Origin of the sequence: Frigoribacterium endophyticum, from assembly GCF_011759585.1 — a bacterium.
Classification (GTDB): Bacteria; Actinomycetota; Actinomycetes; order Actinomycetales; family Microbacteriaceae; genus Frigoribacterium; species Frigoribacterium endophyticum.
Genome location: NZ_JAAOYV010000002.1, coordinates 1,449,837 through 1,475,799 on the forward strand (window position 1 = coordinate 1,449,837; position 25,963 = coordinate 1,475,799).

Here is a 25,963-nt window from a genome sequence, read left to right on the forward strand (position 1 = left end):
GTCCTGGGGTACAACCGGGGCGCCTCCCCGGGGCCTCGGGCAGCCCGCCGGGCGCCCGCGTCAGCCGACCCCGTTGCCGCGCGCGCCTCGGCCGCTGGCGGGCTCCGCCTGCTCCTCCCAGAGGGCGAGCTGCGGGTGGGGGAAGAGCGCGATCACGAGGGCGGCCCCGCCGTTGGCGAAGAAGACCAGCTGGTCCATCAGGGTGAGGCCGGTGTGCGCCGCGCCGTAGAGGTGCTGGTCGGTCAGGCCGGCGAAGCCCAGCACGAGCTGCGAGGCGGCGACGACGCCGAGCAGGATCCTGAAGGTGACCGGCGACACGTCGACCACCGCCGCCACGATCAGCAGGGCGGCCGAGCCGAGGTAGATCAGGTCGAGCGTGATGTCGACGCTGAAGATGCCGAGCAGGTGCTCGCCCTCGATGAACAGGCCGAGCAGCCCGTGGCCGCCGATGACCATCGCGAGCAGCAGGGCGAGGGACTTCGCCATGGTGGTGCCTCCTCCTGGGGCGGCGCTCGCCGCCCGTCGTGCGCACCCCGTACCCACTCGGCCGCGGATCATGCCTGCCCCGGGCGACGGCGTCCTGCCCGACGCGTGTCGGGGTACAGCGCGCCTCCGAGGGTGCCGAGTGCGCGGTCTCGCGGCGGGATGCTGCTGCTTGGGTCGGGGCATGGGGAGAGCGGGGAGGCGACGGGGTGCGGGCGCGCCGGCGACCGCGGCGACGCGGTTCGGCGTCCGGCCGCTCGGCGGGGCGCCGCTCGGCATCGGGCCGACCGGCCGGGTGCCGCTGGGCGGGGTGCCGCTCGGCGTCGGGCCGACCGGCCGCGCGCCGCTCGGCGTCGCGACGGCCGCGTACCTCGCGACCTGCGGCGTGGGGCTCGGGGTGCGCACGGGGGTGCTGCGCACCGAGCGCGTCCGCTGGGTGCACCACGCGCTCTTCGTCGTGACCGCCGTCTCCGCCGGTGCCGCCGTCCTCGCGCTCGGCGTCGCGGGTCACCGGCCCGCCGCCGCGTCGCTGCTCGCCTCGGCCGTGCCGTTCGCCGCCCTGACCCGGAACTCGCCGCGCACCGGCCCGCACGCCCGCCTCGCGCTCGCCGCGGCGCCCGCCTACGTCGGCGCCTGGCTCCTGCGCGGCGCGCCCCGCGCCTCCGCCCGGCAGGCGGGCTGATGGACTTCGTCGAGGCCGTCCGTCGCCGCCGCACCACCAACGGCCACTTCACGAGCGAGCCGGTCAGCGCGGCCGACCAGCGCCTCCTCGTGGAGCTCGCCGGTCGCGCCCCCAGCCAGCTGAACAGCCAGCCGTGGCGGTTCGTCCTGGTGGAGTCGCGGGAGACCATCGAGGAGGTCGCGCGGATCAGCGGCGAGAGCATGACCGAGGCGATGTCGGACGGCACCTTCTTCGAGCGCTACAAGCCGTTCTTCCGGTTCAGCCGCGCCGAGATGGAGCGTCGCCGCGACGGCATGCTCTTCGACAAGCTGCCCGCGCCGCTGCGCCCGTTCACGGGGCAGGTGTTCACCAAGCGCGGCCAGGTGCTGATGAACGCGCTGCGGGTGCCGCAGACGCTCGGCGCCGAGAACCGCGCCCTCGTCGCCGGCTCGCCGCTGCTGCTCGGCGCGATGCTCGACCGGTCGACGTACCGGCCCGACTCGCTGACGTCGTTCTACTCGACCTTCAGCCTCGGGGCCGCGATGGAGAACCTCTGGCTGGCGACCGGCACGCTGGGGCTCGGCATCCAGTTCGTGTCGTTCCCGATGGAGCGGCCCGAGCGCTGGGCGCAGGTCGAGCGGCTGCTGGCGGTGCCCGACGACCTCGAGCTGATGGCGGTGTACCGGATCGGCCACGTGCCGCCCGAGCGGGTGCGCCCGGCGATCGACTGGGTCAGCGACGAGCGGCGGCGGATCTCGCAGTACGTGTTCCGCGAGGACTGCCGCACGCCGCAGACGGGGTGGGACGAGCCGCCCGAGGTGTGACCGTCGCGGTCACGAACCACGTCCTCCCCCCGAACCACGCCGCGGCGTGGTTCCGCTGCGAGGACGTGGTTCGTCACGGCGCGGCCGGCGGCGGGCGGCTGCCCCGCGCGCACGAGAGCGGCGCCGCCCTCGACGGGGCGACGCCGCTCCGGCGTGGTGGGGCGGTGCCGCCGACTACTTGTCGGTCGACTCCGAGTCCTTGTCGTCGTCGACGAGCCCGGCCTTCTTGCCGTCGGGGAGCTCCTCGGTGTACTTCGCCTGCTCCTCGGTGATCTCGGTGGATCCGTCGGGGGCGGTGGACGGGGTGGTGTCGTCGGTTGCGCTCATGCCCCCGACGATACGCCCGCGGCCGCGCGAGCGACCTGATCCGCGCCCGCGCCCGAGTCCGAGTCCGAGGCTGTGCGGTGGATCGGAGGAATGCGAGAGGGATCCGTCGTCGAGGAGCCGGGTGGCGCGGCTCCGGCCTCGTCATCCGGCGGATCACGCTCAAATTTGAGAAGAGAGCGCGAGAGCAGGGTCACGGCGGCGGACGCACGGAGGCGCGGTGCCGGTCAGACCGACACCGCGCCTCCCGCAGTCCCGCAGTCCCGCAGCCGCGGCTACGCCGCAGCCGCCCCCGCGGCTACGCCGCGCTCGCGACCTCCGCCGCGACGGGGCGGGCGACGAGCTCGCCGTCGTCGCCGACGCTGACCAGCACGCGCCCGCCGGCCGCGACCGCGCCGGAGACCATCAGGTCGGCGAGCCGGTCGTCGACCTCGCGCTGGATCGTGCGGCGCAGCGGCCGGGCGCCGAACTCGGGCTCGTAGCCGTGGTCGACGATCCAGTCGGTGGCCGCGTCGTCGACCTCGACCGCGATGCCCTGGGCCTCGAGGCGACGCGAGGTCGCCCCGAGCAGCAGGCGCACGATGTCGCGCAGCTGCGCCCGGTCGAGCTTGCGGAAGAGCACGATCTCGTCGATGCGGTTGAGGAACTCGGGCCGCATCGCCTCCCGCAGCTTGCCCATGACGCGGTCGCGCAGCGCCTTCTCCGACCCGAAGCCGTTCCCGGCCGCGGGGTCGGAGCCGACGGGCCCGGCCGGCGTGAAGCCGAGGGCTCCGCCGCGCGAGGCGAGGAACTCCGAGCCGAGGTTCGACGTCATCACGACGACCGTGTTGCGGAAGTCGACCGTGCGGCCCTGGCCGTCGGTCAGCCGCCCGTCGTCGAGCACCTGCAGCAGCAGGTTGAACACGTCGGGGTGCGCCTTCTCGATCTCGTCGAGCAGGATCACCGAGTACGGGTTCCGCCGCACGCGCTCGGTCAGCTGGCCGGCCTCGTCGTAGCCGACGTAGCCGGGAGGGGAGCCGACCAGGCGGCTCACCGTGTGGCGCTCGCCGTACTCGCTCATGTCGAGCCGGATCATCGCGCCCTCGTCGCCGAAGAGCGACTCGGCCAGGGCCTTCGCCAGCTCGGTCTTGCCGACGCCGGTCGGCCCGAGGAAGAGGAACGACCCGGTCGGGCGGGCGGGGTCGCCGAGGCCCGTCCGGCTGCGTCGCACCGACCTGGCGATCGCGGTGACCGCGTCGTCCTGGCCGACCACCCGGGCGTGCAGCTCCTGCTCGAGCAGGGCGAGCCGCGAGCGGTCGCCGTCGGTGAGGCGAGCGACCGGGATGCCCGTGGCGCGCGCGACCATCTCGGCGACGTCCGCCGCGGTGATCTCCGTGCCGACCGCCTCCGTGCTGACCGCCGCCGTGCTGTCGGCGTGACCGCTCCCGACCGCCGCGGCCAGCGACTCCTGCACGGCCTCGATCTCGTCACGCAGGTGCGAGGCCTCCTCGTAGCGCTCCGCGGCGACCGCGGCGTGCTTCGACGACTCGAGCTCGGCGAGCCGCGCCTGGAGCGCCGCGGTGTCGACCCGGCCGCCGAGGCGCAGGCGACGACGCGCGCCGGCCTGGTCGATCAGGTCGATCGCCTTGTCGGGCAGGAACCTGTCGCTGACGTAGCGCGCCGACAGCTCGACGGCCGCGCGCAGGGCCTCGGGCGTGTAGGCCACGCCGTGGTGCTCCTCGTAGCGCGGGGCGAGCCCGGTGAGGATGAGCACGGCGTCGTCGACGCTCGGCTCGGGCACCGTGACGGGCTGGAAGCGGCGCTCGAGGGCGGCGTCCTTCTCGATCGTGCGGTACTCCTTCAGCGTCGTCGCGCCGATGAGGTGCAGCTCGCCGCGGGCGAGGCGGGGCTTGAGGATGTTCCCGGCGTCCATGGTGCCGTCGCCGTTGCCGCCGGCCCCGACGACCGTGTGGATCTCGTCGAGGAAGACGATGAGCTCGCCCTGGTGGGCGGCGATCTCGTCGACGACCGTCGTGAGGCGCTCCTCGAAGTCGCCGCGGTAGCGCGTGCCGCTGACCATGCCGGCGAGGTCGAGCGTGACGACGCGCTTGCCCTGCAGCAGCTCGGGCACGTCGCCGTCGACGATGCGCTGGGCGAGGCCCTCGACGATCGCGGTCTTGCCGACGCCGGGCTCGCCGATCAGCACCGGGTTGTTCTTCGTGCGGCGCAGCAGGATCTCGACGGTCTGCTCGACCTCGTCGGCCCGGCCGATCACCGGGTCGATCTCGCCGCGGCGGGCGCGGGCCGTGAGGTCGCTGCCGTACTGGTCGAGGGTGGGCGTGCCGGAGTCGCGGGCCGGGTCGCCGGCACCGGTCGCGTCGGTGCCCGTGCCGGCTCCGCTCCCGGCCGCGCCTGCGGCGCCTACCGCGGTCGACCCGCCGGTCGGCGACCCGTCGCGCACGAACGCCTGGAGCGCCTGCGGGGTGACGCCCGCGGCGGCGAGCAGCTGCCCGCTGACCGACTGCTGGTCGACGACCAGCGAGAAGAAGACGTGCTCGGGGTCGACGTAGGTCGAGCCGAACGCGCGGGCGGCCTGGGCGGCCTGGAGCAGGACGCGCTGGGCGGCCGGGGTGAGGGCGACGGTGCTGGGGGTGTCGGACGAGGGGCCGGGGAGGCGGCTGTCGACGGCTCGGAGCAGGGCGTCGCGGTCGACGCCCGCGTGGCGGACGACGTCGGCGGCGGGCGACTCGTCGAGGAGCACCCGCAGGACGTGCAGGGAGTCGACCTCGGCGTGGCCACGGCTGGTGGCGAACTCGCCGGCCCGGGTGACGAGCCCGTGGGCGGCGCTGCTGAGCAGGCGCGAGATGTCGACGGGGCGTCCGGTCTGACCCGACCGGGCGCCGTTCATGAGGCGGGCGAGGAACTCGTCGAACGAGCCGCCGTCGCCGGAGCCGAACTGTGCAGGCATGGGACCTCCTGGGGAAACTTGAGTGGCTGCGACTCAAGTAAACGCAGGGAGGCCCGGGTCATTCCCGGTCGGCGGAGAAAGTTGAGCGGAGTTGACTCAACCCGCCACATCAGGTCGCCGGGTGGCTCACTTCGCCGCCCCCGCGCCTCCGGCCCCTCCGTCGTCTCGCCCACTCGGTGTCGCAGATGCCGACCATCAGCGCTGCTGTACAGGGTTTTCCCCCTGTTGCGACCCGACCGAGCCTGCGACGGTCGGCATTTGCGACAGAGAGCGGGTCAGGAGCCGGTGCGGGCGCCGGCGAGGTGCTCGTCCGTGGCGCCGTCGGGCCCGGCGGCGGCCTCGGCGCCGCTGGTGTGCGCGCTCGCCTTGCCCTGGTCGTCGCCCTCGTCGCCCTCGGCGTCGGCGCCCGGCGCGTTCGCGTACTCGGCGCCGTAGCTGTCGCTGTCGAGGTCGGGGATGTCGAGCATCTCCTGCGGCCAGGCCGGCCGGGAGGGCTGGAGGCGCAGCGTCGCCTCCTCGAGGTCGCGGATGACGTCCTCGTCGACGGGCTCGTCCTGGCTGTTCTCGACCGGGGTGGAGAACACCTGGCTCGCCGGGCCGATGAGCAGGTGCGCGTAGGCCTTGCTGCCGCCCTCGGTCACGACGGGCACCGACACGATGTCGGAGGTGTCGGCCTCGGCGAGCGCCCTCGCGTAGCGGAGCACGGCCTTGCAGGTGCGGTCACCGACCAGCATGTAGCTGCCGGAGTAGTGGAGTCGTCTCATGGGATCGACCGAACCACGAGGGGCCCGGCCGTGCTCGCCCTTGCTCGCGGGGCGTCCGTGCACTACGCGCACCGCGCCTCCGGCGGGCTCCCCACCGCCCCGGAGCGGGAGCGAGGGCCTGCCGGGGGCGCGGGTCGGCCGGGCGGTCAGCCCGCGTCGGGCAGCCGCACCTCCACCGTTCCGTCGACGACGCGGGTGTCGAACCGCGGCTGCGGCGACGTCGCCGGACCGTGCACGACCTCGCCGGTGCGCATCGAGAAGACGCTGTCGTGCCACGGGCACGAGACGCAGGCCTCGCCGGGCTTCCCCGCGTCGGTGACGAGCTCGCCCTCGGAGAGCGGGCCGGAGAGGTGGCTGCAGACGCTCGAGAGCACCTCCACCTCGTCGCCGCGACGCAGCGCGACGAGCGGCTGCCCGTCGAGGTCGAGGCCGGTCAGCTCGCCCTCGGGCAGGGCGTCGAGGCGGGTGACCTCGTGCCAGCCGGGCGAGACGAGGTGCGGCACGTCCTCCGCGTGGTTCGCGCCGACGGCCTGGCGGTAGGCGAGGTGCCCGCCGATGAAGCCGCCGAGGCCCACCGCGCCGAGGCCCGCGAACGAGAGCACCTTGGCGCTCGTCTGCCTGCCGCGTAGCCGCTGCAGGTACGAGGCGCCGTAGAGCGCGGTGCCGACCAGGTTGGCCGCGGAGTGCACGAGCCCGGTGCGCTTCTGCTGCTCGTGCGTGGCCGACCAGTCGGCGAAGCCGGCCAGGGCCGAGGGCGCGACCGCGAGCACGCCGGCGCCGACGAGCGTGCGGGCGGGGCGCTCCTGGCCGGGCATCAGGTCGAGGAGGGCCGCGCTGATCCACGCGCCGGTCGGCACGAGCACCATCACGGGGTGCAGCGGGTGGCCGGCGGGCACGCCGTGCAGCAGGTCGCGCAGCGCCCGGGGCTGCAGCACGGCGTCGACGACGCCGGCGACCTTCTCGACGAGCGGGTCGAGCCTCTTCTCGCGCTCGACCGCCTCGAGTGCCTTGACGATCCTGAGTTCGCGCATGGTGCCTCCTCCGCCCTCGCGGGCTGTCGTGCGCCGCGGCTGCTGTGCCGCGGGCGGTCGTGCGGTCGGTGGGTCGTGCCGTGCCCCGAGTCGACACCGGCGGGGCGCCGGGTGCCCGGCCCGGGCCGGAACTGTTCGCGTCGCGGACGACGCGAGGTCGGTGCGGTCCGGGCGCCTCAGGCCCGTTCGACGCCCGCGCCGCGGCGGCTGCCGAGCTTCGCGAGCAGGTAGAGCACGACGCCCGCGGCGAGCATGATCGCGCCGAACAGCCACACCTGGGCGCTCTGCTGGGTGAGCAGCAGGATGCAGGAGGCGACGCCCAGCACGGGCACGGCCGTCCAGACCCGGAAGTGCTCGTGCTCGACGCGGTCCTTCCGCAGCACGAGCACCGCGACGTTCGTGCTGATGAACACGAAGAGCAGCAGCAGCACGACCGTCTCGGCGAGCGTGCCGATGTCGCCGACGAGGGTGAGGCCCATCGCGACGGCCGTCGTGACGAGGATGGCGGCCCACGGCGTGCGGCGCTTCTCGAGCACGGCGCCGAGCGGGCGGGGCAGCAGCCCCTGCTCGGCCATGCCGTAGGTGACGCGGCTCGACATGATCATGGTCAGCAGGGCGCCGTTGGCGACCGCGATCAGCGCGATGAGGCTGAACAGCCACGACGGCACGGCGACGCCGCTGGCCGCGACGACGTCGAGCAGGGGGCCGGTCGAGCCGCTGAGCTCGTCGGCGGGCAGGGCGATCGCGCTGGCGAGGCCGACGAGCACGTAGACGACGCCGGCGGTGGCGAGGGCGCCGAACAGGGCGCGGGGGTAGACGCGGCGGGGCTCGCGCACCTCCTCGGCGATGTTGGCGCTCGTCTCGAAGCCGACGAACGAGTAGTAGGCGATGATCGCGGCGCCGAGGGTCGCGATCGCCGGGTTCGCGTCAGCCGGGAACTCGCCGACGCGGCCGACGTCACCGCCGCCGCTGCCGAGCATCACGGCGACGACGACGATCACGATGACGAGGCCGCTCACCTCGATCACGGTCATCACGACGTTGCCCTTGAGCGACTCGCTGATGCCGCGGGCGTTGAGGCACGCGACGAGGGCGAGGAAGGCGACGGCGGTCGGCACGGTCGGCAGGTCGACGAAGGTCGACAGGTAGTCGCCGGCGAACGCGAGCGAGAGGCCGGCGGCGCTGACGACGCCGGCGGCGAGCATGCTGAAGCCGACCAGGAACGAGATCACCGGCTGACGGAACGCCCTCTCGGCGAAGATCGCCGCGCCTCCGGCCTTCGGGTACTTGGTGACGAGCTCGGCGTACGAGCCGGCGGTCAGCAGCGCGAGCAGCAGGGCGAGCAGCAGCGGGGCCCAGAGCGCGCCGCCGACCTCGGCCGAGAGCGTGCCCATGAGGGCGTAGATGCCGGCGCCGAGCACGTCGCCGAGGATGAAGAGGTACAGCAGCGGGCCGGTGATCGCCTGCTTGAGCTTCGAGCTGCTGGCGGCGCCGTCGGCGCCCGGGGTGCCGGAGTCGCGGGTCGAGCCCTCGGGACGGGCCGGCTCCGAGGAGGCGGCGGCGGGTCGGGCGGGCGTGGTCATGTGTCCTCCTGGCAGCGGGCGCCGTCGGGACCGGCCGTCCTGTCGGCCGCGCCCCGGCGCCCACCGAGGCAACCACCGGCCCTGCACGCGGGGCCTCATCGCGTCAGGGGCTTGCGCCGCGCCGCTGCCGTGTGCTGAGCCTGCACGGGGGCTGACGCCGCCCGCCTCGCGTCGGACCGGGTGGTGTCGGCAGTGCGGCGGGTCCGTGTCCTCCTGGGCGGGTCAGCGCCGGCCCGCCCACGAGGACACGGACCCGCCCGCTCGCGAAGGGCTCGGCCCGAGTGCGGCAGGGCGGGCCGGGCGCCGCACCGCTCAGGCGGGCGGCAGCAGCGCCCCGGCGGCGCCGGCCCGGACGGCCGCCGAGACGCGGTCGAGCAGGGGGGAGGCCAGCGTCCAGCGCTGCCACCAGAGCTCGACGTCGACCACGTCGCCCGGCGACAGCTCGACGAGCCGCCCGGCGGCGAGGTCGTCGGCGCTCTGCTGGTCGGGCAGCAGCGCCCAGCCGAGGCCGAGCCCGACGGCCCGCACGAAGTCCGACGACGAGGGCACGTAGTGCCGCGGCGGGCGCGGGTCGTAGCCGAGCGCCCGGCGGAGGAACCCCCGCTGCAGGTCGTCGTTGCGGTCGAACGAGAGCATCGGCGTCGCGTCGACCCTGCCGATCGACGGCACCCCGCCGAGCCAGCGGTCGACGTAGCCGGGGCTGGCCACCGCGCGGTACCGCATCGTGCCGAGCGCCTCCGACGTGCAGCCCTGGATCGGCTCCCTCGTCGACGTCACCGCCGCGAGCACGTCGCCCTGGCGCAGCAGGGTCGTCGTCCGCTCCTCGTCCTCGCGCCGGATGTCGAACACCACGGGCGCCTCCGGCGGCAGCGACGCCAGCGCGTCGAGGAACCAGGTGGCGAGCGAGTCGGCGTTGACGGCCAGGGCCAGCGACGGGGGCGGCGCACCCGCGTCGGAGGCGCCTCCTCGTGCTCCGTGCCCCAGCTCGGCCGCCGTGTCGGCGGCGAGCAGCTGCACCTGGCGGGCGTAGCGCAGCACGACGTCGCCGGCCGCGGTCGGCACGACCGGGGTCGTGCGCTGCAGCAGCACCTGGCCCGCGGTGCGCTCGAGCGCCTTGATGCGCTGCGAGACGGCCGACTGCGTCATGTGCAGCCGCTGGGCCGCGGCCTCGAAGGTGCCCTCGTCGACGATGGCGCGCAGGGTCTCGAGGTGGTCGAGAGCGAACGGCGTCATCCGCGCGGCTCCGGTGTCATCATCAGCACAGCTTATGCGGCATGACGATCTGTAGCTGGAGAGATGCGCGGCGCGGACGTAGCGTCGCCGGGTGACCACTTCCACGCTGCTGCTGACCTCCCTCACGGGCATGGGCACCGGGCTCGCCCTCATCGTCGCGATCGGCGCCCAGAACGCCTACGTGCTGAAGCTCGGGCTGCAGGGCGTGAACCGCGTCATCGTGCCGGTCATCGTCATCTGCGCCCTCAGCGACGCCGTGCTCATCACGGCGGGCGTCGCCGGGGTCGGCGCGGTGGTCGCCGCTGCTCCGCAGGCGCTCGTCGTCGTGCGGGTCGTGGGGGCGGCGTTCCTCCTCGTCTACGCCGGGTTCGCCGCCCGTCGGGCGCTGCGACCGGTCGGAGGGCTGACGGTCGACGGACCCGACGAGGCCCCCGCGCCCGGCACGCCCGCCGCGCCCGGGGGCGGCCCCGGCTCCGGGCCCCTCGAGCCCGTCGGCGCCACCGGCCCGGTCGAGGGACCCCTCAGCGGCTCCGTCGCCAGCCCCGCCACAGGCTCGGTCGCGACGGTCGCCGCCCCGGCGCCGGCCCGCTCGTCGACCCCCGGCCGGGCGCCCGGCTCCGCCCCGGTCCGCCGCCGCACGGCCGTCCTCACCGTCCTCGCCCTCACCTGGCTCAACCCGCACACCTACCTCGACACGATCGTCTTCCTCGGCTCGGTGGCCAACCAGCAGGAGGGCGACCTGCGGTGGTGGTTCGCCGGGGGAGCGATCGCGGGCAGCCTCGCGTGGTTCGCGGCGCTGGGCCTCGGCTCGCGCCTCCTGCGCCCCTTCTTCGCGCGGCCGTCGTCGTGGCGGATCCTCGACGGGCTCATCGCCGTCGTCATGACCGCGCTCGGCCTGGAGCTGCTGCTCGGCGCCTGACGCTGCAGGTCGGGGTGCGCGGCCAGGGGCGCTGAGCCCGGGAGGCGCGGGCCCGGTCGGTAGGCTCACGGCGGGGGGCACATGGACTGGCTGGGCGTGGCGGTGCTGCTCGTCGTCGCCGTCGGCGCCGCGTGCCAGGTCGCCTCGGGGCTCGGCTTCGCGCTCGTCTGCTCGCCGTTGCTCGTGCTGGTGCTCGGTCACGGCCCCGGCGTGCGCGTGGTGCTGGTCATGTCGATCGTGCTGAACCTCGTGGTGCTCGCGCGCTCGTGGCGGCACGTCCGCCTCGGCGACGCGCTGCGGCTGCTCGTGCCCGCCGCTCTGTTCGTCGTGCCGACCGCCCTGCTGGCGCAGTCGGTGCGCACGCCGCTCCTCTCGCTGCTCGCGGGGTCGGTCGTGGTCGTCGCGACCGCGCTCGTCATCGCGCGCCGCGAGCTGAGCTGGCTCGACGGCACCCGCGGAGCGGTCGCGGCCGGTGCCGCCAGCGGCGTCTTCAACACGCTCGCCGCGGCGTCGGGCCCGCCGGTGGCGATCTTCGCCGCGCAGCGTCGGTGGGAGCCGCGCGTGATGAGCGCCACCCTCCAGGCCTTCTCGCTGCCGCTCAACCTCGTGACGCTCGCCGTCCTGGTGCTCGTCGGCGACGGCGCTGGCGATGGCGGTAGCGCCGCCACCGCCACCGCCTCCGCCACCGCCGTCGCCGCCAGCGCGGCAGTCCCGGCCGGCCTGCCCCTGGCCCCGCTCGCCTGGGCCGTGGTCGGCCTCCTTGCCGGAGCCGCCGCGGGAGTCGCGCTGGGCCACCGGGTCCCCGCCCCCGTCGTGCGGGCGGTCGCCCTGGGCGTCGCGCTGCTCGGCGGCGCGACGCTGGTGACCAGCGGGCTCACCGGCCTCCTCTGAGGGGCCCCCGCCCGCCCCTCTCGGCCCGCGCCTCCTCGGCGCCGCTACGGGCGGAACACCGCCCGCACGCAGCCGTCCTCCTTCTCCTTGAACATCTCGTAGCCCCGCGGCGCCTCGTCGAGCGGCATCACGTGGGTCGCGAGGTGCTCGGTGGTCAGCTCGCCCGCGGCCATGCGCTCGAGCAGCATCGGCGTGTACCGCTGCCCGTGCATCTGGGCCCCGCGCATGGTCAGCCCCTTGTTCATCAGCGCCCCGAGCGGGAACTTGTCGACCACCCCGCCGAAGACGCCGAGCACGAACACGCTGCCGCCCTTGCGGGCTGCCATCACGGCCTCCCGCACGGCCGTGGGCCGGTCGGTCTGCAGCCGCAGCTGCTGCTTGACCATGTCGTAGCCGAAGTCGGGCCGGTCGCGGTGGGCCTCCATGCCGACGGCCTCGATGCAGACGTCGGGGCCCCGGCCGCCGGTGAGCTCGCGCAGCTCGGGCAGCACCTCTACCTGCGTGTAGTCCATCGTCTCGGCGCCGATCACGTCACGCACCTGGGCGAGGCGCTCGGGCAGGCGGTCGATGACGACGACGCGCTCCGCCCCGAGCAGCAGGGAGGCGCGGGCCGCCATCTGCCCGACGCCGCCGGCGCCCCAGACGGCCACGGTCGACCCCGGCCCCACGCCGCCGAGGTCGGCGCCCATCCAGCCGGTCGGGGCCGCGTCGGAGGCGAACAGCGCTCGCTCGTCGCTGACCGACTCGGGCACGGTGAAGGCCCCGACGTCGGCGTACGGCACGCGGATGTACTCCGCGTGGCTGCCCGCCCAGCCGCCGACCGCGTGCGAGTAGCCGAAGCAGCCGCCGGGCGACTGGCCCCAGAGGCCCTCGGCGATGCCCGCGTTCGGGTTGCCGTTGTCGCAGAGCGAGTACTGCTCCTGCCGGCAGTACCAGCAGCGGCCGCAGGCGATGAACGAGTTGACGACGACCCGGTCGCCGACGGCGTGCCGGCGCACGGCCGAGCCGACCTCGACGACCTCGCCGACGAACTCGTGACCGAGCACGTCGCCGGAGCGCATCGTCGGCACGTAGCCGCCGAGCAGGTGCAGGTCGCTGCCGCACGAGGTCGTCAGCGACACTTTGACGATCGCGTCGTGGGCGTTGAGCAGCCGCGGCTCGTCGACCTGCTCGACACGGAGGTCGTTCACCCCGTTCCAGACGAGCGCCCTCACAGCGCACCCGCCCCGAACGCGCGACGCTCGGCGCCGTCGACGAGGGCACCCGCGACCGTGTGCTTCCGGCGCCCCTCGGGCCGCGGCAGCTGCTGCAGCACCTCGCCCGTCTCGACGCGCGTCTTGAGCTCGCGGAGGGCCCGGCGCAGCGTGTCGGCGGGGTCGCCGCCGAGCTGCTCGCGGACGACGGCCTCGGCCCGGCCGCCGGGCAGCACCCGCGCGTGCAGCTCGGTGCCGCGGTCGCCGGGGGCCGGCAGGAGGCGCGTCTCGACGACCTCCGCGAGCCGGTCGAACGGCGGCCCGACGACGCCGCCCGGGGCGATGTCGTCCGGCGTCGCCAGGACGGTCACGGACTTCCAGCCGTCGGCGACGGGCTGCTTCTCCGCGTGGCGCCGGGCCAGGGCCGCGGCGGCCGCCGCCGCGGAGGCGGCGACGCCCGCGCCGGCTCCGAGCAGGGCGAGGGTGCTCTTGTTCATGGTGATCTCCTTCGGGGGCGGGCGGGTGCGGACGAGCCGACCCGCGACTCCTTCGTCGTCAGGGTGGGGGATGCACGAGGACCCCGCCCCGGGCGGGCGTCCCGGGCGGGGAAGCTCGTCCGGGACGGGGTCCTGGTGAGGGAGGGCCGGGTCAGCCCTTGTGGAGGGCGTCCTTGACGGCGCCCTTCGTCTTCTCGAGCAGCGGCGACTTGCCGGTCGTGCCGTGGAAGCGCTCGTCGGGCGTCGTCGGCGCGGGCATCGGCGCCGTCGTCGTGGGGCCGTCGTGGTAGCTGAACTCGCCCTTGCCGTCGGGGGTGGGTCCGCTGGCCCACGAGCCCTCCTTCGCGTGCGCGCCGTCGGAGAAGTTGAGGTACTGGTAGTTCACCGTCTGGTCCTCCTTCGACTGCGGGAAGGTGCTCGGCACCGGGAACTGCTCGATGCCGTCGTCCTGCAGCTCCTGGATCGCGGCGAGCCACTGGTTCTGGTGCATGGTGTCGCGGGCGATGAGGAAGCTCAGGAGGTCCTTCACGCCCTTGTCGTCGGTCATGTGGTAGAGCCGGGCGGCCTGGAGGCGGCCCTGCATCTCGCCGTTCGCGTTGGCGGTGAAGTCGGCGAGGAGGTTGCCGCTCGACGTGATGAACGCGCCCTGCCAGGGGTTGCCCATGCTGTCGACGGGGCGGGCGCCGGCGCCGGCGACGATGGCCTGCTGCACGTCGGTGCCGCCGATCACGGCCGCCATGACGGGGTCGTTCTGCACGGCCTCGTCAGTGAGGCCCACGGGGGCCTTCTCGAGCAGCTGCGAGATCATGATCGCGAGCATCTCGACGTGGCCGAACTCCTCGGCGGCGATGCCGAAGAGCAGGTCGCGGTACTTGCCGGGGATGTGGGTGTTCCAGGCCTGGAAGCCGTACTGCATGGCGATGGTGATCTCGCCGTACTGGCCGCCGAGCACCTCCTGCAGCTTGCGGGCGTAGACGGCGTCGGGGGCGTCGGGGGTCGCGCTGTGCTGCAGCTCTTGCTTGTGGAAGAACATGGGGGTCCTCTCGTCGAGTGGATGGACCCCCACACCACGCCGGGAGGCGCGGGGCGACACCCAGGGGAGCGCTCGCCGGGGCACGCATCGCCAAACGGGCTTGACGGGAGGTGCGGGGTGCGGGACCCTGCGCGGGCTCAGCGGGGCCCAGCGGGGCTCAGCGGGGCTCAGCGGGGCTCAGCGGGGCTCAGCGGGGCTAGGCGCCCTCGGCCCCGGTCGCGACGGACGTCGTCGGGGTCGCCTCGCCGGCGGCGCCGACGGGCGGCTCGGGGAGGAGCTGGAGGCCCTGGCCGCTGTTGGCCGACTCGGTGAGCACGGCGATCCACCGCGGGTTGATGGTCGGCGGTCGGCTGCCGGCGAACGAGAAGCGCAGGCTGACGGTCGGGTGGATCCACACGCTGCTGCGGCCGTCGCCGGCCGAGGCGGGCTCCTTCCAGGAGAAGACGAAGCTCTCTTGGCGGCGGATCTTGGTGATGATCACGATCTGGAGGTGGGCCAGCACGCGGTCGTCCAGCTGCACCTCCGCGGTGCCGCCGTCGTAGGTCAGGTAGCCCACGGTGCCTCCCGTCTCCTCGGCACGAGGGGCGCAGGCCCCTTCCGTCCCATGGTGCCAGGAGGCCGAGCGCTGCGCACCGTGGTGACCGGAAGGCGCACTGGCGCCCCGGACGGCCGCCCCGGCCGCCGTCAGGTGCCCGTCGCGCTCGTCCTCCTGACGGTGCGGGGCTCAGCGGGCCGTGTCGTCGGCGTCCTCGATGCACGAGAGCGCCTGCTCGGCGGCGTCGGAGTCGTCGTCGGCGTCGGTCGCACGGGTGAACGACGAGTTCTCGGCGGCGTCGTCGTTGGCCGACTCGAAGGTCGCGTCGAAGTCGTCCGACTCGACGTCGCCCGTCGTGGTCCAGAGGCCGATGGTGTCGCTCAGCACGTTGTTCTCGCCGAGGGGCGCCGCGACGTACCAGGTGTCGCCTTCCTGGACGGCGTAGCCGAGCAGCACGTCGTCGGTGGCGCCGTCGGCGAGGGTCGAGAGGGCGGTCGCGCCGATGCGGGTGCACGCGGCGTCGTTGGCCTGGCCCGGGTCGGTGCGGGTGGCGGACGAGCCGGGCACGTCGCCGGCGGGGTCCGTGTTCTGCGCGCCTCCGGTGCAGCCCGCGAGCGGCAGCATCAGCAGGGCGGCGAGGGGCAGCAGGGTCTTCTTCGTGATCATGAGGCCGACGCTAGGAGGACGGCCCCCGCTCCGCCCGTATTCACAGGCCCCCTTGCCCTTGGGCCCGTCTCGTCCCCCGGTGGGCGGGCCCCGCCGGGCCCGGTCGTCGGCTCCCGCAGCGCCCGGCCGTCGTCCCCGGCGCGGCCTGAGGGTCTCTCCGCTCCTCCGTCCCTGCCGAATTCGCGAGTGATCCGTGCCGCGGGCCCGCGGCTCCCGCCTGACACGGCCGCGGCGGGCCGGATCCCTCTCGGATCCCCCGGGGAGTCGCGGTCCGGTCGCGAGGACCGGCCTGCCACCCGGGCCGGGCTGGGCCGGGCGGGCTGGGCCGCCCGGGCGGCCGCAGGTCGGTCGCCCGGATCGCTGCTCCACTCCGGAGTGGATCGGCGGCTCTCGACGTGGCGGGAGGGCGGAGGCTGCTCCACTCCGGAGTGGATCAGCGGATGTGGACCGTACTTCTCGGGGCGGATCTCGGTCCGGAGCTGGGACGTGCCGTGGAGAGCCGCCCGTGCCCGCGACCGCACCGAACCGCGCCGCCCGAGCAGGGCGCACGGCTCAGCCCAGCTCGACCCCGTGCTCGACGAACGTCAACGCCGCGCAGCGCAGGTCGGGGCACGGCACGTGGTCTCGCGGCCGCCCCATCAGCGTGACCTCGTAGAGGCCCCCGGTGCGCTCGACGAAGCCGAGCAGCGCGGCGACGTCGTCGGGGGGCAGGCGCCGGTCGAGCACCCGCCACTGGCCGTCGTCGATCCGGTGCAGGTGCACGTCGGCGACGTCGGTCAGCGGCACGCGCACCAGCTGCTGCGCGGTCGACGTCTGACCGGCGAGGGTCATCAGGCCACCCCGCTCGCGGCGGACTCGGCGACGAAGAAGTCGCCGTAGCGCACCTCGTCGCGGTGGGTGGAGCGCTGGCCCGGCGTGGTGCGGCGCCGCGGCCGCGGCGGGTAGGTGGTGATCTTGACCGGTCGGGCGTCAGGATCGCTGACGTAGTGGCTCATGAGGTTCTCCTCTGTCGCCCGGGTCCGCCCAGTCGGCCCCGGTGGTCCCCTCGACGCTAAGCGGGTGGACGGATCGGTGCAGGCCCTTGACAACCGGCCCCCGACCGGGGGACACCGGGTGGAACGGGGGACGCGACGTCGTGAGCGGGCCGTCGGGCGGGCCGTCGGGCGGGCGCACAGACCGAGGAGTCGCGGGTCGCTATAGTGGGGGAGTCCGCCTCTCCGCGGCGCGCGAGTGTAGTTCAATGGTAGAACTCCAGCTTCCCAAGCTGGTAGCGCGGGTTCGATTCCCGTCACTCGCTCTCCTCGCTCGTCCCTCGCTGTGCTCGCCTCACCGGCGCGAGCGGTCGCGAATTGCTCGTCACGAGCCGGGCAGCAGCACGTCGCGACCACTCGGCCCCGCCGTCACCGCCGCGCCGCCCCCGTCCCCGCACCCAGCCGCTGCACCAACGCGACCGCCGCCGCGCGGCCCGCCCGGTTGGCTCCGACGGTCGACTGCGACGGCCCGTAGCCGATCAGGTGCACGCGCTCGTCGGCCCGGGCCCGCGTGCCGACGAGCGGCACCCCGCCGAGCGGCCCGCGCAGCCGCAGCGGGTCGAGGTGGTCGAGGTCGGCCCGGAACCCCGTGGCCCAGATGACCGCGTCGACGCTCGTGCTCGACCCGTCGGCCTCGACCACGTGGTGCGGGCCGAGCGCCGTGAACATCGGGCGACGGGTGAGGACTCCCCGGCGCCGCGCCTGCACGGCGTAGCTCGTCCAGCCGAGCCCGGTGTACGAGACGATGCTCGCGGGCGGGCGGCCCTCCGCCGCGTCGGCCGCGACACGGCGCTCGACGTCGACGCCGTCGAGGCTCTGCGTGAAGTCGTGGTCGAGGAAGACGGGCTCGCGTCGCGTGTACCAGAGGGTCGTCGCGACCCGGCTGACCTCCTCGAGCAGCTGCACCGCCGAGATGCCGCCGCCGACGATCGCGACTCGCCGGCCCGTGAAGTCCGAGGCCCGTCGGTAGTCGCGGCTGTGCCGCTGCAGGCCGGCGAAGAGCTCGCGGCCCGGCAGGTCGGGCACGACGGGCGTGTTCCACGTGCCGGTGGCGTTGACGACCGCGCGCGTGAGCCAGGTGCCCGCCGTCGTCTCGACGAGCAGGTCACCGCCCGGGTCGTCGTCGACCGCCCGCACCGCCGTCACGCGCACGGGCCGCACGATCGGCAGCCGCGCGCGCTCCTCGTAGGCGGCGAAGTACCGCGGCACCGCGTCGCGGCTCGGCTCGTCGGGGTCGACGGGCGGAAGCGGCATGCCCGGCAGGTCGAAGATGCCGTTGACGGTGCCCATGTGCAGCGACTCCCAGCGGTGCTGCCACGCGCCTCCCGGTCGGTCGTCCGCGTCGAGCACGACGAGCGTGTGGGCCGCGTCTCCGTCGGGGTCGGGGTCGTCGAGCGCGGAGCCGAACCCGCGCCGCGCCAGGTGGTGCGCGGCCGAGAGCCCGGCCTGGCCGGCGCCGACCACGACGACGGTCGCGCGGCGGGGCGCCGACGACCGCCCGCGGGTCGGGACCGAGGTCGGGGCCGGCGTCGCGTCGCTCATCCGCGCCTCCTCGTCCCTCGGTGCGGGCATGCCCCTCGACACGTCGACGGTACCTGAGCCGCGGTAGTTGCCATCTCGAGGGGCAGATGAGCGCTCTCAGGCCCTGGAATCGGCAACTGACGAGCCGCGCCTCGTCGAGATGACCCGATCTGGGGCCTGCGAGCCGCGGAGGGCCCAGGACGGGTCACCTCGACGTCCGAGGGCTCGAGCGTCAGCGCGGGACGCGCTCCGCCTGCGACGCGATCACGGTGCTCAGCTCGTCGAGGAACGCGCTGATCACCTCGGCCTGCTCCGGGGGCACCTGCATGAGGAACTCCTGCACCGGCGGCACCGTCGTGGTTGTCTCGCAGGCGTCGCGCCCCTCCGGCGTGGTGTGCACGGTCTTGCGGCGACGGTCGCTCGGGTCGGCCTCGCAGAGCACGAGCCCGGCGTCCTGCAGCCGGTGCAGCAGGTTCGAGACAGCGGGGGTGGTGAAGCCCAGGGTCGCGGCGAGGGCGCCCGGCGTCATCGGCTGCTCGGTGGCCTCCGCGGCGAGGATTAGCGCGAGGGCGTCCCGCTCCGTCCGCGGCAGGGGCGACGACCCAGCCGTCCGGTCGAGACGCTGCTCGGTGATCCGGTAGCTCTCGAGGGAGGCGTGCAGGCGGGCTGCCTGGATTCGCTGGGGCATCGCGGGGTCCTCTGGGTGATCAGGCCGTCGGGGGTGACGGTGTTCGGTGTGACGCCCGTCGGGCGTCGCCCGCGCGCTGCCGGCCCTGGTGGAGGCGGTGGTCGAGCGGGGTCGTGCGGTCGTCGTCATGCTGTCGTGCGGTCGTCCTGTGCTGCTGTCGTGCGGGTGGTGCCGTGCGGGTGGTGCCGTGTGCCTCGGGGGAGGCGTCAGTCGAGGTCGTCGTCGTCGATCGACGTGTCGAAGTACGAGACGTGCTCGAGCTCGGGAGCGAGGGCGCGGGTGGAGAAGGGCATCAGGCGGCCTCCATCCTCGCGTGCTCGGGGCGGGCCGAGGGGGCCTCGACGGGGCTGGCGGAGAACGCCTGCACCTCGGCGGCCGAGAGCGACTGGGGGCCGACCAGGCGACCCGAGACGGCGGCGACGAGCGCCTCGTGGGTGAGCGACCGGAGGTCCATCAGGCGGCCTCCGCCCGGAAGAGGTCGGCGAGGTCGAGCGGCTCGGTCGCGGGGAGCGCGAGGTCCGACCAGGTGGCTGCGGCGCCGGGGGCGTTCACGCGGCGACCCCGAGGGCGACGAGCATGCCGGCGACGACGGTGCCGCACGCGGCGACCGCCGAGGTCGCGATGACGAAGAGGGTGGCCTGGCGCTCGGTGGCTCGGATCTCCGTGAACGGAGACTGGCTCGTGATGCTCATGTCGTTCTCGTTCCTGACGGCCCTGCGCCGTCGTCGTTGCGGGTGGCCCGCCGTGAAGTCGGGCCGTACCGCCGTGAACCGGTACGAGTGAGATGCTGACATGATTTAGCTAGTCCAGCTAGTTAGTCCTCCTAGACACTTCGCTTTCCGGACAACTGCGTCGCGGAGCGCGCCGAACGGACGGGAGGAGCGCCTGACGGCCCCCGCCCCGGAGGAGGACACTGGAGGAGGCGGCAGCCCCGTCCCTGACCCGACGAACGGACCGAGCACCATGGCCATCTCCAACCTGCCCTACGACGACGGCGTCATCGTGCGTGCGGTCGAGGGCGTCCCGGCGCGTGACCAGTCGGTCTCCGACGTCCGGGTCGACTTCCTCAGCGACGACATCGGGGCCGGCGGCAGCGCCACGGTCACGGCGACCATCACCTGGTCGATCTCGGCGGCGGACGCCGTCGCGATCCTCGACCAGGCGCGCCTGCCGCAGGGCGCCTCCGGCCCCGCCACCGAGAACGGCGCCCACGACCCGAACGCCGCGCCCGACCAGCTCCACGACCACGACCACGACCAGCACGCCGACCACGCCCCGCACGACACCGCCGTCGACGACGCGGCCGTGCCCGGCGCCTGAGCGGGGCACGACCGTGGGCCACCTGATCTACGACCGCGGCACCGCCGAGGTGCAGATGGACGACCGCGTGCTGGCGCACCTCCAGATCGTCATGGTCGCCAAGCTGCGCCGCCACGAGAGCTTCGCCTTCTCGTGGAAGGAGCCCGCGGCGTCCGGCGACGGGCGCAGCACCATCTGGGTCTTCCCGACCGTGAGCCTGCGCTTCCGCTTCGCCGGCAGCCGCCCTCCGGCGATCAACCCCGCCTGGCTGAGGGCGCTCGCCGCCTCCGCTGACAGCGGCCCCGGCCTGCACGTGCTGCCCGAGCCGGCCTCGGCCACCGGGGCCTCGGCGCCGGAGGTCAGAGGCTGAGCTCGCGACGCACCACGCCCTCGGCGACCTCGCGGAGGCGCACCCGGTGTCGCCGGGCGTGGTCACGGATCAGCGCGAAGGCCTGGTCCACCCCCGTCTCGTGCTGGTAGGCGAGGAACCCCTTCGCCTGCTCGATCGTGACGCGGGCGTCGAGCGCCCGCTGCAGCTGGTCGGCGAGCTCGTCGCGGGCGTCGGAGTCGCGCTGCTGGAGCACGCTGATCGTCGCCACGTGGGTCATCGCCTGCAGCAGCACCAGCTCGACGTCGCTCAGGCGCCCCGCCTCGCGCAGGAAGACGTTCATGCCGCCGATGGTCCGGTCGCGCACCGTGAGCGGGATGGCGACGGCGGCGCGCAGGCCCGACGCCTCGGCCGTCTCGACGAACTCCGGCCAGCGGTCGACGACCCCGTGCACGTCCGGCACCTCGAGCAGGTGGCCGTCCGCGTAGGCGGCGACGCAGGGGCCCGAGGCTGTGCCGATCTGCGCCTCCTCGACGTCGACGGAGCGCTCCGAGGTCGAGGCGACGACGTGGAGGGAGCCGCCGGCGTCCGCCAGGACGACCGCCGCCTCGGAGGCGCGGGTGTGCGTGACGGTCGCCTGCACGAGCACGTCCATCGTGTCGATGACGTCGTGCCCTCCCCGGAGCGAGTCCGCCAGGTCGACGAAAACGCGGGCCAGGTCGATCTCCCTCTGATCAGCGCTCATGCACCGACCCTACGAACGGAGACCGCGGCTCGCTCGCCGATGTCCGGTCACCGAACCGGGAGCTCCTGCAGCTTCGCCACCAGCGCGGTCTTCGTCAGGCGCGAGTACCCCGTGAGCCCCGCCGCGCGGGCGAGGCCGCGCAGGTGCACGAGGGTCTGGGCGTGCAGGTCCTCGCGGGCCTCGCTGCCGTCCTCGCGCGTCACCGTCGTGTCGTCGCTCGGGGGGAGCGGCAGGGCGTAGTCGACGGGCGCGGAGCCGGTGGCTGCGGTGGCTGCCGGAGTCGCGGTGCCGGCGGGCGCCCCGGTCGCGACGGCCGCCGGGCCGGACGTCGGCGTCGACGAAGCGCCGGGTGCCGTGGCCGCCGTGCTGCGCGACGCCTTCGCGGCGGCCTTCTCGGCGCGGCGGGCGGCCTTCGCGGCGGCCTTCTCGGCCGCGGCGACCTCCTCGCGGGCGGCGTCGGCCTTCGCGGCCTTCCTCTCGGCGCGGGCACGGGCCTTCCGGGCGGCGGCGCGGCGCTCTTCGAGCTCGGCGCGCTGGGCGTCCGCCTTCTCGGCGCGACGGGTCGCGGCCTTGATCTCGCCCTCGACGACGACGAGCTGCTGCGCGAGGTCGTCGAGGCCCGGCCGCGTGACGGTGGTCAGCGCCGCCGACCGGGCGCGCGCCTCGGCGACGGCGGCCTTCGCGGCGCGCAGGGCCTCGCGAGCGCGGGTCTCGGCCTCGGCGGCCTTCGAGCCGCCCTTCGCGGAGCCCTTCTTCGTGGCCCCCTTGGCGGAGCCCTTCCCCGCGTCGGAGTTCTTCGGGGTCTTGTCGTCCTTGGGCACGGCGGTCCTTCCTCGGGTGGACGGCGCCGCGGGCACGGGCGCCGGGAGATCGCTGCGGCGAGTCTGGCACCGCGACCTGCGACCGGCCTCAGGTCGCACCTACCGCATCCGTCCCCCTCCCGCGATGTGGACAAGTCGAGCGCGAGATCGAGAGTTATCCACAGGGCTAGCCCTCGCCGAAAGTGCTGGTCACAGAGCTATGAGTGAATTACACCGGTGTGATTTCCACACCTTTGTCCCCAGTTGTCCCCAGTTCTCCACGGGGCGGGCGGCGTGTCGGCACAGGTTCTCCACACGTCATCCACACCCTGTCGACAACTCGTGACTCAGGTGCCGACGCCGGGCGGGGGGTGGGCGACCCACGCGAGATGTCGCGTCCTGGATCGTCACGGACTCCCAGGGCCCAGATCGAGTCACCTCGGTCGAGGGGCGGCCTCGCCTCAGTCGTAGACGCGGCCCAGCACCCACCGGCCCGCGGCGTCGCGCAGCACCTCGAACATGTGGGTCGTGCCGACCCCGTCGGTGGCCTGGAACCGCCACCCGACGAACTGCCGTGGTGGGTGCGTGATGAGCGCGTGCACGAAGGTCGGCTCGTCGAAGAGCTTCGTCGGCATGTCGGAGACGCGGTACCGCACCCCGTCGTGCACGAGCCGGTCGGGCACCTCGTCGACGAACCAGAGCGCGACGTCGGATCTGGTCGTGGAGATGTTCATCAGGGCCGCCTCTCTCGAACACGTGTTCGAACAGGGGTCGAGTGTAGGCAGCCCCTCCGACGGTCCGCAAGCGCTCCGGCGCGTCGCCCGCGGACACCGGCGCGTCGCGCCGAGGCACTCGGGAGCACGCTGCGGCGCGCCCTCCGGCGGGCCCTCCCTCGCCTAGCCCAGCGGCAGCCCGAGCGCCGTCGCGACCCCGGCGTTCGTGACGCGCCCGCCCACGACGTTGAGCCCGAGCGCGAGGGCCGGGTCCGCCTCGGTCGCCGCACGCCAGCCGTGGTCGGCGAGCGCCGCCACGTAGGGCAGCGTCGCCGCCGTGAGCGCCCGCGTCGACGTCTCCGGCACGGCGCCGGGCATGTTGGCGACGCAGTAGTAGACGGCGTCGTGCACCGCGAAGGTGGGGTCGTCGTGCGTCGTCGGTCTCGACCCCTCGAAGCAGCCGCCCTGGTCGATCGCGATGTCGACGAGCACCGCGCCGGCCTTCATGCCGGCGACCATCTCGTCGGTCACGAGCTTCGGCGCCGCGGCCCCCGGCACGAGCACCGAGCCGATCACGAGGTCGGCGTCGCGCACCTGCGCCGCGATCTCCCACGGCGACGAGTGCCGCGTGGCGACGCGCCCGTCGAAGCGCGCCTCCAGGCTGCGGAGGCGCGGCAGCGACAGGTCGACCACGGTCACGTCGGCGCCCAGGCCGACGGCGGCGGCCGCCGCGTGCTCGCCGGCGACGCCCCCGCCGATCACGACGACCTTCGCGCGCGGGGTGCCCGGGACGCCGCCGAGCAGGGTCCCGCGACCGCCGGAGGCGCGCATCAGGTGGTACGCCCCAACCGTGATCGACAGCCGCCCGGCCACCTCGCTCATCGGCTGCAGCAGCGGCAGCGAGCGGTCGGCCAGCTGCACCGTCTCGTAGGCGATCGCGGTCGTGCCCGAGGCGACCAGCGCCTCCGTCAGGGCCCGGTCGGCCGCGAGGTGCAGGTACGTGAAGAGCACCTGGTCGGCGCGGAGGCGGGCGTGCTCCTCGGCGACCGGCTCCTTGACCTTGACGAGCAGGTCGGCGGCGTCCCACACGGCCGCGGGGCCGTCGACGACCGTCGCGCCCGCCGCGGCGAAGTCGGCGTCGGAGAGACGCGAGCCGAGGCCCGCCCCCGACTGCACGAGCACCTCGTGGCCCCGGCGCACCAGGGCGTCGACCCCGGCGGGCGTGATCGCCACGCGGGCCTCGTTGTTCTTGATCTCGGTGGGCACGCCGACGCGCATGGGGGCTCCGTCCGTCTCGCGGTCGTGTCGACGTCTCTGTCGGGTGACCGGGTGCCTCCATCGTGGCCCGTCGGCGACGCGGGGGCTACCAGGCGTACTCGTCGAAGTCGATGGCGGCGTCGATGCGCGCCCAGTCCGTGGCTTCCTCCGGCTCGTGGGCCGCGTCGACGGGCTCAGTCGGCACCGACTGGAGGCGCACGACGCTCGACGCCGTGACGAGCACCGAGACCAGGCCGTGCGCGACCGTCGAGAAGTCGACGAAGTCCGCTCCCTGTCGGGCGACGGCCGAGATGCGGGCCTTGAGGGCGCCCACGTCGACCGAGGGGTCGAGGTGGTAGAGCTGGCCGTCGATGCTCAGGCTGGTGACGTTCACGGTGACCTCGTCCGGTAGAGCGGCCGAGGCCGCGTGTCCGCCGCTCCCGGGGTCCGGGGGAACGATCTCTCGTGCTCCGATGGTCGCACGTCACGGGGCCCCGGCGACAGGGTCGGCGGTACGGTTGACTCCGAGACCGGAGTGTGCAGGGAGCAGCGACGTGGACGACGAGATGGTGACGGCCGTGGCCGAGCTGCGCCGCGCCTCCTCGACCGGGGGCGACCTGGCTCGTCCGTTGCTCGGCGCCCTGCCCGTGACGGGCCTCTCCATCGCGACGATGGGCGACCTGCTGCCCACCGGGACGGTCGCCGCCACCGACGACCAGGCCGCGCGGCTCGACGAGCTGCAGTTCGACCTCGGCGAGGGCCCCTGCTGGGACGCCGTCGCCGCCCGCCGACCGGTGCTCGAGCCCGACGTCGCGGGCTCGCCCGTGCGCGTCTGGCCCGCGTTCTCGCGGGCGCTCGCCGACGAGCCGATCGGTGCCCTCTTCGCCTTCCCCCTGCTGCTCGGCCCGCTCGCGCTCGGCGCCATGGACCTCTGGTGCGACCACGCGCACGACCTGAGCGACGAGCACGCCCTCCGCGCCTCCGCCCTGGCCCGCGAGGTCAGCCGCCACCTGCTGCGCGCCGCCGTCCGCGAGATCGCCGACGAGCAGCACGACGACGCCGTGACCGACCGCTTCTCGCGCCGGCACGTCCACCAGGCCACCGGCATGGTGCTCGCCCAGGTCGGCGTCTCGCCCGAGGACGCCGAGCTGCTGCTGCAGGGCCACGCCTTCGCCACCGGGACGTCGATGCGCGAGGTCGCCGACGACGTCCTGGCCGGTCGCCTCAGCTTCGCCACACGCCCCACGGGCATCGAGGAGTCATCATGACGGAATCCACACGGGAGGCCGCTCTCGTCGACGCCTTCACCACCCTGGCCGACTCGCTCGTCGCGGGCTTCGACGTCATCGAGCTGCTGCAGTCGCTCGTCGAGACCTGCCGCGACCTGCTCGACGTCTCGGAGGGGGGCATCCTGCTCGCCGACGACTCGGGCGAGCTCGAGGTCGTCGCCTCGACGAGCGAGGCGACCTCGCTCGTCGAGACCATGCAGCTCGACGCGGAGGAGGGGCCCTGCTGGGAGTGCTTCCGCACCGCCAAGGTCGTCTCGGTCACCTCGCTCGACGAGGGCGACGCCCGCTGGCCGCGCTTCGCCCGCGTCGCGCGCGAGCAGGGCTTCCGCTCGGTGCACGCCGTGCCCCTGCGCCTCCGCGAGACCGTGATCGGCACGCTCAACCTGCTGCGGCACGAGCCCGGAGAGCTCAACGAGCGCGACGTGCGCGTGGCGCAGGCGCTCGCCGACGTCGCGACCATCGGCATCGTGCAGGAGAGGACGCTGCGCGAGAGCACCGCCGTCCAGGCCCAGCTGCAGTCGGCGCTGACCACCCGCGTCGTCATCGAGCAGGCGAAGGGCGTGCTCGCCCACACGCACGACGTCAGCACCGACCAGGCCTTCGAGCTGATGCGGTCGCATGCGCGGCGCACCCGCACGCGCCTCGCCGACGTCGCCCGCGGGCTCGTGGAGCGGCGGCTGACGCTCTAGCCGTCGGCTCCTCCCTCCG

The 25,963-nt window shown here is 74.4% G+C and carries 31 protein-coding genes and 1 tRNA gene; 9 read left to right on the top strand and 23 right to left on the bottom strand.

Annotated features, from left to right (window positions below):
* Positions 1 to 60 precede the first annotated feature (60 nt).
* Complete coding sequence (locus FHR77_RS14260) at positions 61 to 486, bottom strand: hypothetical protein (RefSeq protein ID WP_167261139.1); 426 nt, start codon at positions 484 to 486, stop codon at positions 61 to 63.
* A gap of 181 nt (positions 487 to 667) precedes the next feature.
* Between FHR77_RS14260 and FHR77_RS14265 the strand changes: the two genes are divergently transcribed.
* Both FHR77_RS14265 and FHR77_RS14270 read left to right on the top strand, forming a co-directional pair.
* Complete coding sequence (locus FHR77_RS14265) at positions 668 to 1,165, top strand: hypothetical protein (protein WP_167261141.1); 498 nt, start codon at positions 668 to 670, stop codon at positions 1,163 to 1,165.
* A complete protein-coding gene (locus FHR77_RS14270) occupies positions 1,165 to 1,968 on the top strand; it encodes a nitroreductase family protein (protein ID WP_167261142.1) in 804 nt (267 codons plus the stop codon). The genes FHR77_RS14265 and FHR77_RS14270 overlap by 1 nt, the downstream gene beginning before the upstream one ends.
* Positions 1,969 to 2,142: 174 nt before the next feature.
* Here the strand turns inward: FHR77_RS14270 and FHR77_RS14275 are convergent, their stop codons facing one another.
* The 6 genes from FHR77_RS14275 to FHR77_RS14300 all read right to left on the bottom strand — a co-directional run bounded on the left by FHR77_RS14275 (position 2,143) and on the right by FHR77_RS14300 (position 9,850).
* On the bottom strand, positions 2,143 to 2,295 hold the full coding sequence (locus FHR77_RS14275) for a hypothetical protein (RefSeq protein ID WP_167261144.1): 153 nt from the start codon (positions 2,293 to 2,295) through the stop codon (positions 2,143 to 2,145).
* Positions 2,296 to 2,590: 295 nt separating this feature from the next.
* Positions 2,591 to 5,239: an ATP-dependent Clp protease ATP-binding subunit gene (locus FHR77_RS14280; RefSeq protein ID WP_167261146.1), complete on the bottom strand. Its 2,649-nt coding sequence runs from the start codon at positions 5,237 to 5,239 to the stop codon at positions 2,591 to 2,593.
* Between the two features lie 275 nt (positions 5,240 to 5,514).
* A complete protein-coding gene (locus FHR77_RS14285) occupies positions 5,515 to 6,003 on the bottom strand; it encodes a hypothetical protein (protein ID WP_167261148.1) in 489 nt (162 codons plus the stop codon).
* A 146-nt stretch (positions 6,004 to 6,149) separates the two neighbouring features.
* A complete protein-coding gene (locus FHR77_RS14290) occupies positions 6,150 to 7,034 on the bottom strand; it encodes a Rieske (2Fe-2S) protein (RefSeq protein WP_167261150.1) in 885 nt (294 codons plus the stop codon).
* Positions 7,035 to 7,210: 176 nt separating this feature from the next.
* Complete coding sequence (locus FHR77_RS14295) at positions 7,211 to 8,617, bottom strand: APC family permease (RefSeq protein ID WP_167261152.1); 1,407 nt, start codon at positions 8,615 to 8,617, stop codon at positions 7,211 to 7,213.
* Between the two features lie 312 nt (positions 8,618 to 8,929).
* Positions 8,930 to 9,850: a LysR family transcriptional regulator ArgP gene (locus tag FHR77_RS14300; RefSeq protein WP_056058475.1), complete on the bottom strand. Its 921-nt coding sequence runs from the start codon at positions 9,848 to 9,850 to the stop codon at positions 8,930 to 8,932.
* A gap of 91 nt (positions 9,851 to 9,941) precedes the next feature.
* Between FHR77_RS14300 and FHR77_RS14305 the strand changes: the two genes are divergently transcribed.
* Positions 9,942 to 10,769: a LysE/ArgO family amino acid transporter gene (locus tag FHR77_RS14305; protein WP_341777394.1), complete on the top strand. Its 828-nt coding sequence runs from the start codon at positions 9,942 to 9,944 to the stop codon at positions 10,767 to 10,769.
* A gap of 81 nt (positions 10,770 to 10,850) precedes the next feature.
* Positions 10,851 to 11,660 (top strand): TSUP family transporter, encoded by an 810-nt coding sequence (locus FHR77_RS14310; RefSeq protein ID WP_167261154.1) that lies wholly within the window; start codon positions 10,851 to 10,853, stop codon positions 11,658 to 11,660.
* 44 nt (positions 11,661 to 11,704) lie between these two features.
* Here the strand turns inward: FHR77_RS14310 and FHR77_RS14315 are convergent, their stop codons facing one another.
* The 7 genes from FHR77_RS14315 to FHR77_RS14345 all read right to left on the bottom strand — a co-directional run bounded on the left by FHR77_RS14315 (position 11,705) and on the right by FHR77_RS14345 (position 16,579).
* The gene (locus tag FHR77_RS14315) at positions 11,705 to 12,850 is read right to left on the bottom strand and encodes a zinc-dependent alcohol dehydrogenase (protein ID WP_341777395.1); all 1,146 of its coding nucleotides are present in this window, start codon (positions 12,848 to 12,850) and stop codon (positions 11,705 to 11,707) included.
* 20 nt (positions 12,851 to 12,870) lie between these two features.
* A complete protein-coding gene (locus FHR77_RS16230; RefSeq protein WP_056058485.1) occupies positions 12,871 to 13,350 on the bottom strand; it encodes a hypothetical protein in 480 nt (159 codons plus the stop codon).
* A gap of 151 nt (positions 13,351 to 13,501) precedes the next feature.
* Complete coding sequence (locus FHR77_RS14325) at positions 13,502 to 14,383, bottom strand: manganese catalase (protein WP_167261158.1); 882 nt, start codon at positions 14,381 to 14,383, stop codon at positions 13,502 to 13,504.
* Between the two features lie 196 nt (positions 14,384 to 14,579).
* Positions 14,580 to 14,939: a DUF7882 family protein gene (locus tag FHR77_RS14330; RefSeq protein WP_167261161.1), complete on the bottom strand. Its 360-nt coding sequence runs from the start codon at positions 14,937 to 14,939 to the stop codon at positions 14,580 to 14,582.
* Positions 14,940 to 15,107: 168 nt separating this feature from the next.
* The gene (locus tag FHR77_RS14335; RefSeq protein WP_167261163.1) at positions 15,108 to 15,584 is read right to left on the bottom strand and encodes a hypothetical protein; all 477 of its coding nucleotides are present in this window, start codon (positions 15,582 to 15,584) and stop codon (positions 15,108 to 15,110) included.
* A 552-nt stretch (positions 15,585 to 16,136) separates the two neighbouring features.
* Entirely contained in the window at positions 16,137 to 16,415 is a 279-nt protein-coding gene (locus tag FHR77_RS14340; protein WP_167261165.1) for a hypothetical protein, read from the bottom strand.
* Positions 16,415 to 16,579, bottom strand: a complete 165-nt coding sequence (locus FHR77_RS14345; RefSeq protein ID WP_167261167.1) for a hypothetical protein — start codon at positions 16,577 to 16,579, stop codon at positions 16,415 to 16,417. Before FHR77_RS14345 ends, FHR77_RS14340 begins: the two co-directional genes overlap by 1 nt.
* Before the next feature lie 231 nt (positions 16,580 to 16,810).
* Here FHR77_RS14345 and FHR77_RS14350 point away from each other — a divergent pair.
* Positions 16,811 to 16,881 (top strand) — tRNA-Gly (locus FHR77_RS14350).
* Positions 16,882 to 16,984: 103 nt separating this feature from the next.
* On the opposite strand, the gene FHR77_RS14355 is transcribed toward FHR77_RS14350, so the two are convergent.
* From FHR77_RS14355 to FHR77_RS14370, 4 genes are all read right to left on the bottom strand, one after another.
* Positions 16,985 to 18,157: an NAD(P)-binding domain-containing protein gene (locus FHR77_RS14355; RefSeq protein WP_167261169.1), complete on the bottom strand. Its 1,173-nt coding sequence runs from the start codon at positions 18,155 to 18,157 to the stop codon at positions 16,985 to 16,987.
* Positions 18,158 to 18,368: 211 nt separating this feature from the next.
* Entirely contained in the window at positions 18,369 to 18,824 is a 456-nt protein-coding gene (locus tag FHR77_RS14360; RefSeq protein WP_056058516.1) for a MarR family winged helix-turn-helix transcriptional regulator, read from the bottom strand.
* A gap of 292 nt (positions 18,825 to 19,116) precedes the next feature.
* The gene (locus tag FHR77_RS14365) at positions 19,117 to 19,278 is read right to left on the bottom strand and encodes a hypothetical protein (protein WP_167261171.1); all 162 of its coding nucleotides are present in this window, start codon (positions 19,276 to 19,278) and stop codon (positions 19,117 to 19,119) included.
* A 94-nt stretch (positions 19,279 to 19,372) separates the two neighbouring features.
* The gene (locus FHR77_RS14370) at positions 19,373 to 19,516 is read right to left on the bottom strand and encodes a hypothetical protein (protein WP_156370189.1); all 144 of its coding nucleotides are present in this window, start codon (positions 19,514 to 19,516) and stop codon (positions 19,373 to 19,375) included.
* Positions 19,517 to 19,787: 271 nt separating this feature from the next.
* On the opposite strand from FHR77_RS14370, the gene FHR77_RS15665 reads away from it, so the two are divergent.
* Positions 19,788 to 20,144, top strand: a complete 357-nt coding sequence (locus FHR77_RS15665; RefSeq protein WP_208380839.1) for a hypothetical protein — start codon at positions 19,788 to 19,790, stop codon at positions 20,142 to 20,144.
* 13 nt (positions 20,145 to 20,157) lie between these two features.
* Positions 20,158 to 20,493, top strand: coding sequence for a DUF7882 family protein (locus FHR77_RS14380; RefSeq protein WP_056058522.1), 336 nt, complete (start codon positions 20,158 to 20,160; stop codon positions 20,491 to 20,493).
* On the opposite strand, the gene FHR77_RS14385 is transcribed toward FHR77_RS14380, so the two are convergent.
* The 5 genes from FHR77_RS14385 to FHR77_RS14405 all read right to left on the bottom strand — a co-directional run bounded on the left by FHR77_RS14385 (position 20,483) and on the right by FHR77_RS14405 (position 24,360).
* A complete protein-coding gene (locus FHR77_RS14385; RefSeq protein ID WP_167261173.1) occupies positions 20,483 to 21,196 on the bottom strand; it encodes a GAF and ANTAR domain-containing protein in 714 nt (237 codons plus the stop codon). The genes FHR77_RS14380 and FHR77_RS14385 overlap by 11 nt on opposite strands.
* A gap of 47 nt (positions 21,197 to 21,243) precedes the next feature.
* Entirely contained in the window at positions 21,244 to 22,017 is a 774-nt protein-coding gene (locus FHR77_RS14390) for a hypothetical protein (RefSeq protein ID WP_167261175.1), read from the bottom strand.
* Positions 22,018 to 22,457: 440 nt separating this feature from the next.
* A complete protein-coding gene (locus FHR77_RS14395; RefSeq protein WP_056058532.1) occupies positions 22,458 to 22,730 on the bottom strand; it encodes a hypothetical protein in 273 nt (90 codons plus the stop codon).
* 162 nt (positions 22,731 to 22,892) lie between these two features.
* The gene (gene ald / locus FHR77_RS14400) at positions 22,893 to 23,987 is read right to left on the bottom strand and encodes an alanine dehydrogenase (protein WP_056058535.1); all 1,095 of its coding nucleotides are present in this window, start codon (positions 23,985 to 23,987) and stop codon (positions 22,893 to 22,895) included.
* A gap of 85 nt (positions 23,988 to 24,072) precedes the next feature.
* Positions 24,073 to 24,360 carry a hypothetical protein gene (locus FHR77_RS14405; RefSeq protein ID WP_167261177.1) on the bottom strand — a complete coding sequence of 96 codons (288 nt, stop codon included), beginning with the start codon at positions 24,358 to 24,360 and terminating at the stop codon, positions 24,073 to 24,075.
* A 160-nt stretch (positions 24,361 to 24,520) separates the two neighbouring features.
* Between FHR77_RS14405 and FHR77_RS14410 the strand changes: the two genes are divergently transcribed.
* The gene (locus FHR77_RS14410) at positions 24,521 to 25,234 is read left to right on the top strand and encodes an ANTAR domain-containing protein (RefSeq protein ID WP_307803230.1); all 714 of its coding nucleotides are present in this window, start codon (positions 24,521 to 24,523) and stop codon (positions 25,232 to 25,234) included.
* Positions 25,231 to 25,944 carry a GAF and ANTAR domain-containing protein gene (locus FHR77_RS14415; protein WP_167261179.1) on the top strand — a complete coding sequence of 238 codons (714 nt, stop codon included), beginning with the start codon at positions 25,231 to 25,233 and terminating at the stop codon, positions 25,942 to 25,944. Before FHR77_RS14410 ends, FHR77_RS14415 begins: the two co-directional genes overlap by 4 nt.
* Positions 25,945 to 25,963 lie beyond the last annotated feature (19 nt).

What these genes read in the sequence shown, in the direction of transcription:
- FHR77_RS14310 (WP_167261154.1), top strand. Translation starts at nt 10,851, where the DNA reads ATGGACTGGCTGGGCGTGGCGGTGCTGCTCGTCGTCGCCGTCGGCGCC.
- ald (WP_056058535.1), bottom strand. Translation starts at nt 23,987, where the DNA reads ATGCGCGTCGGCGTGCCCACCGAGATCAAGAACAACGAGGCCCGCGTG.
- FHR77_RS14370 (WP_156370189.1), bottom strand. Translation starts at nt 19,516, where the DNA reads ATGAGCATCACGAGCCAGTCTCCGTTCACGGAGATCCGAGCCACCGAG.
- FHR77_RS15665 (WP_208380839.1), top strand. Translation starts at nt 19,788, where the DNA reads ATGGCCATCTCCAACCTGCCCTACGACGACGGCGTCATCGTGCGTGCG.
- FHR77_RS14260 (WP_167261139.1), bottom strand. Translation starts at nt 486, where the DNA reads ATGGCGAAGTCCCTCGCCCTGCTGCTCGCGATGGTCATCGGCGGCCAC.
- FHR77_RS14300 (WP_056058475.1), bottom strand. Translation starts at nt 9,850, where the DNA reads ATGACGCCGTTCGCTCTCGACCACCTCGAGACCCTGCGCGCCATCGTC.
- FHR77_RS14395 (WP_056058532.1), bottom strand. Translation starts at nt 22,730, where the DNA reads ATGAACATCTCCACGACCAGATCCGACGTCGCGCTCTGGTTCGTCGAC.
- FHR77_RS14265 (WP_167261141.1), top strand. Translation starts at nt 668, where the DNA reads ATGGGGAGAGCGGGGAGGCGACGGGGTGCGGGCGCGCCGGCGACCGCG.
- FHR77_RS14335 (WP_167261163.1), bottom strand. Translation starts at nt 15,584, where the DNA reads ATGATCACGAAGAAGACCCTGCTGCCCCTCGCCGCCCTGCTGATGCTG.
- FHR77_RS14285 (WP_167261148.1), bottom strand. Translation starts at nt 6,003, where the DNA reads ATGAGACGACTCCACTACTCCGGCAGCTACATGCTGGTCGGTGACCGC.
- FHR77_RS14295 (WP_167261152.1), bottom strand. Translation starts at nt 8,617, where the DNA reads ATGACCACGCCCGCCCGACCCGCCGCCGCCTCCTCGGAGCCGGCCCGT.
- FHR77_RS14360 (WP_056058516.1), bottom strand. Translation starts at nt 18,824, where the DNA reads ATGCCCCAGCGAATCCAGGCAGCCCGCCTGCACGCCTCCCTCGAGAGC.
- FHR77_RS14345 (WP_167261167.1), bottom strand. Translation starts at nt 16,579, where the DNA reads ATGAGCCACTACGTCAGCGATCCTGACGCCCGACCGGTCAAGATCACC.
- FHR77_RS14275 (WP_167261144.1), bottom strand. Translation starts at nt 2,295, where the DNA reads ATGAGCGCAACCGACGACACCACCCCGTCCACCGCCCCCGACGGATCC.
- FHR77_RS14290 (WP_167261150.1), bottom strand. Translation starts at nt 7,034, where the DNA reads ATGCGCGAACTCAGGATCGTCAAGGCACTCGAGGCGGTCGAGCGCGAG.
- FHR77_RS16230 (WP_056058485.1), bottom strand. Translation starts at nt 13,350, where the DNA reads ATGAACAAGAGCACCCTCGCCCTGCTCGGAGCCGGCGCGGGCGTCGCC.
- FHR77_RS14385 (WP_167261173.1), bottom strand. Translation starts at nt 21,196, where the DNA reads ATGAGCGCTGATCAGAGGGAGATCGACCTGGCCCGCGTTTTCGTCGAC.
- FHR77_RS14325 (WP_167261158.1), bottom strand. Translation starts at nt 14,383, where the DNA reads ATGTTCTTCCACAAGCAAGAGCTGCAGCACAGCGCGACCCCCGACGCC.
- FHR77_RS14365 (WP_167261171.1), bottom strand. Translation starts at nt 19,278, where the DNA reads ATGGACCTCCGGTCGCTCACCCACGAGGCGCTCGTCGCCGCCGTCTCG.
- FHR77_RS14415 (WP_167261179.1), top strand. Translation starts at nt 25,231, where the DNA reads ATGACGGAATCCACACGGGAGGCCGCTCTCGTCGACGCCTTCACCACC.
- FHR77_RS14280 (WP_167261146.1), bottom strand. Translation starts at nt 5,239, where the DNA reads ATGCCTGCACAGTTCGGCTCCGGCGACGGCGGCTCGTTCGACGAGTTC.
- FHR77_RS14355 (WP_167261169.1), bottom strand. Translation starts at nt 18,157, where the DNA reads ATGAGCGACGCGACGCCGGCCCCGACCTCGGTCCCGACCCGCGGGCGG.
- FHR77_RS14340 (WP_167261165.1), bottom strand. Translation starts at nt 16,415, where the DNA reads ATGACCCTCGCCGGTCAGACGTCGACCGCGCAGCAGCTGGTGCGCGTG.
- FHR77_RS14270 (WP_167261142.1), top strand. Translation starts at nt 1,165, where the DNA reads ATGGACTTCGTCGAGGCCGTCCGTCGCCGCCGCACCACCAACGGCCAC.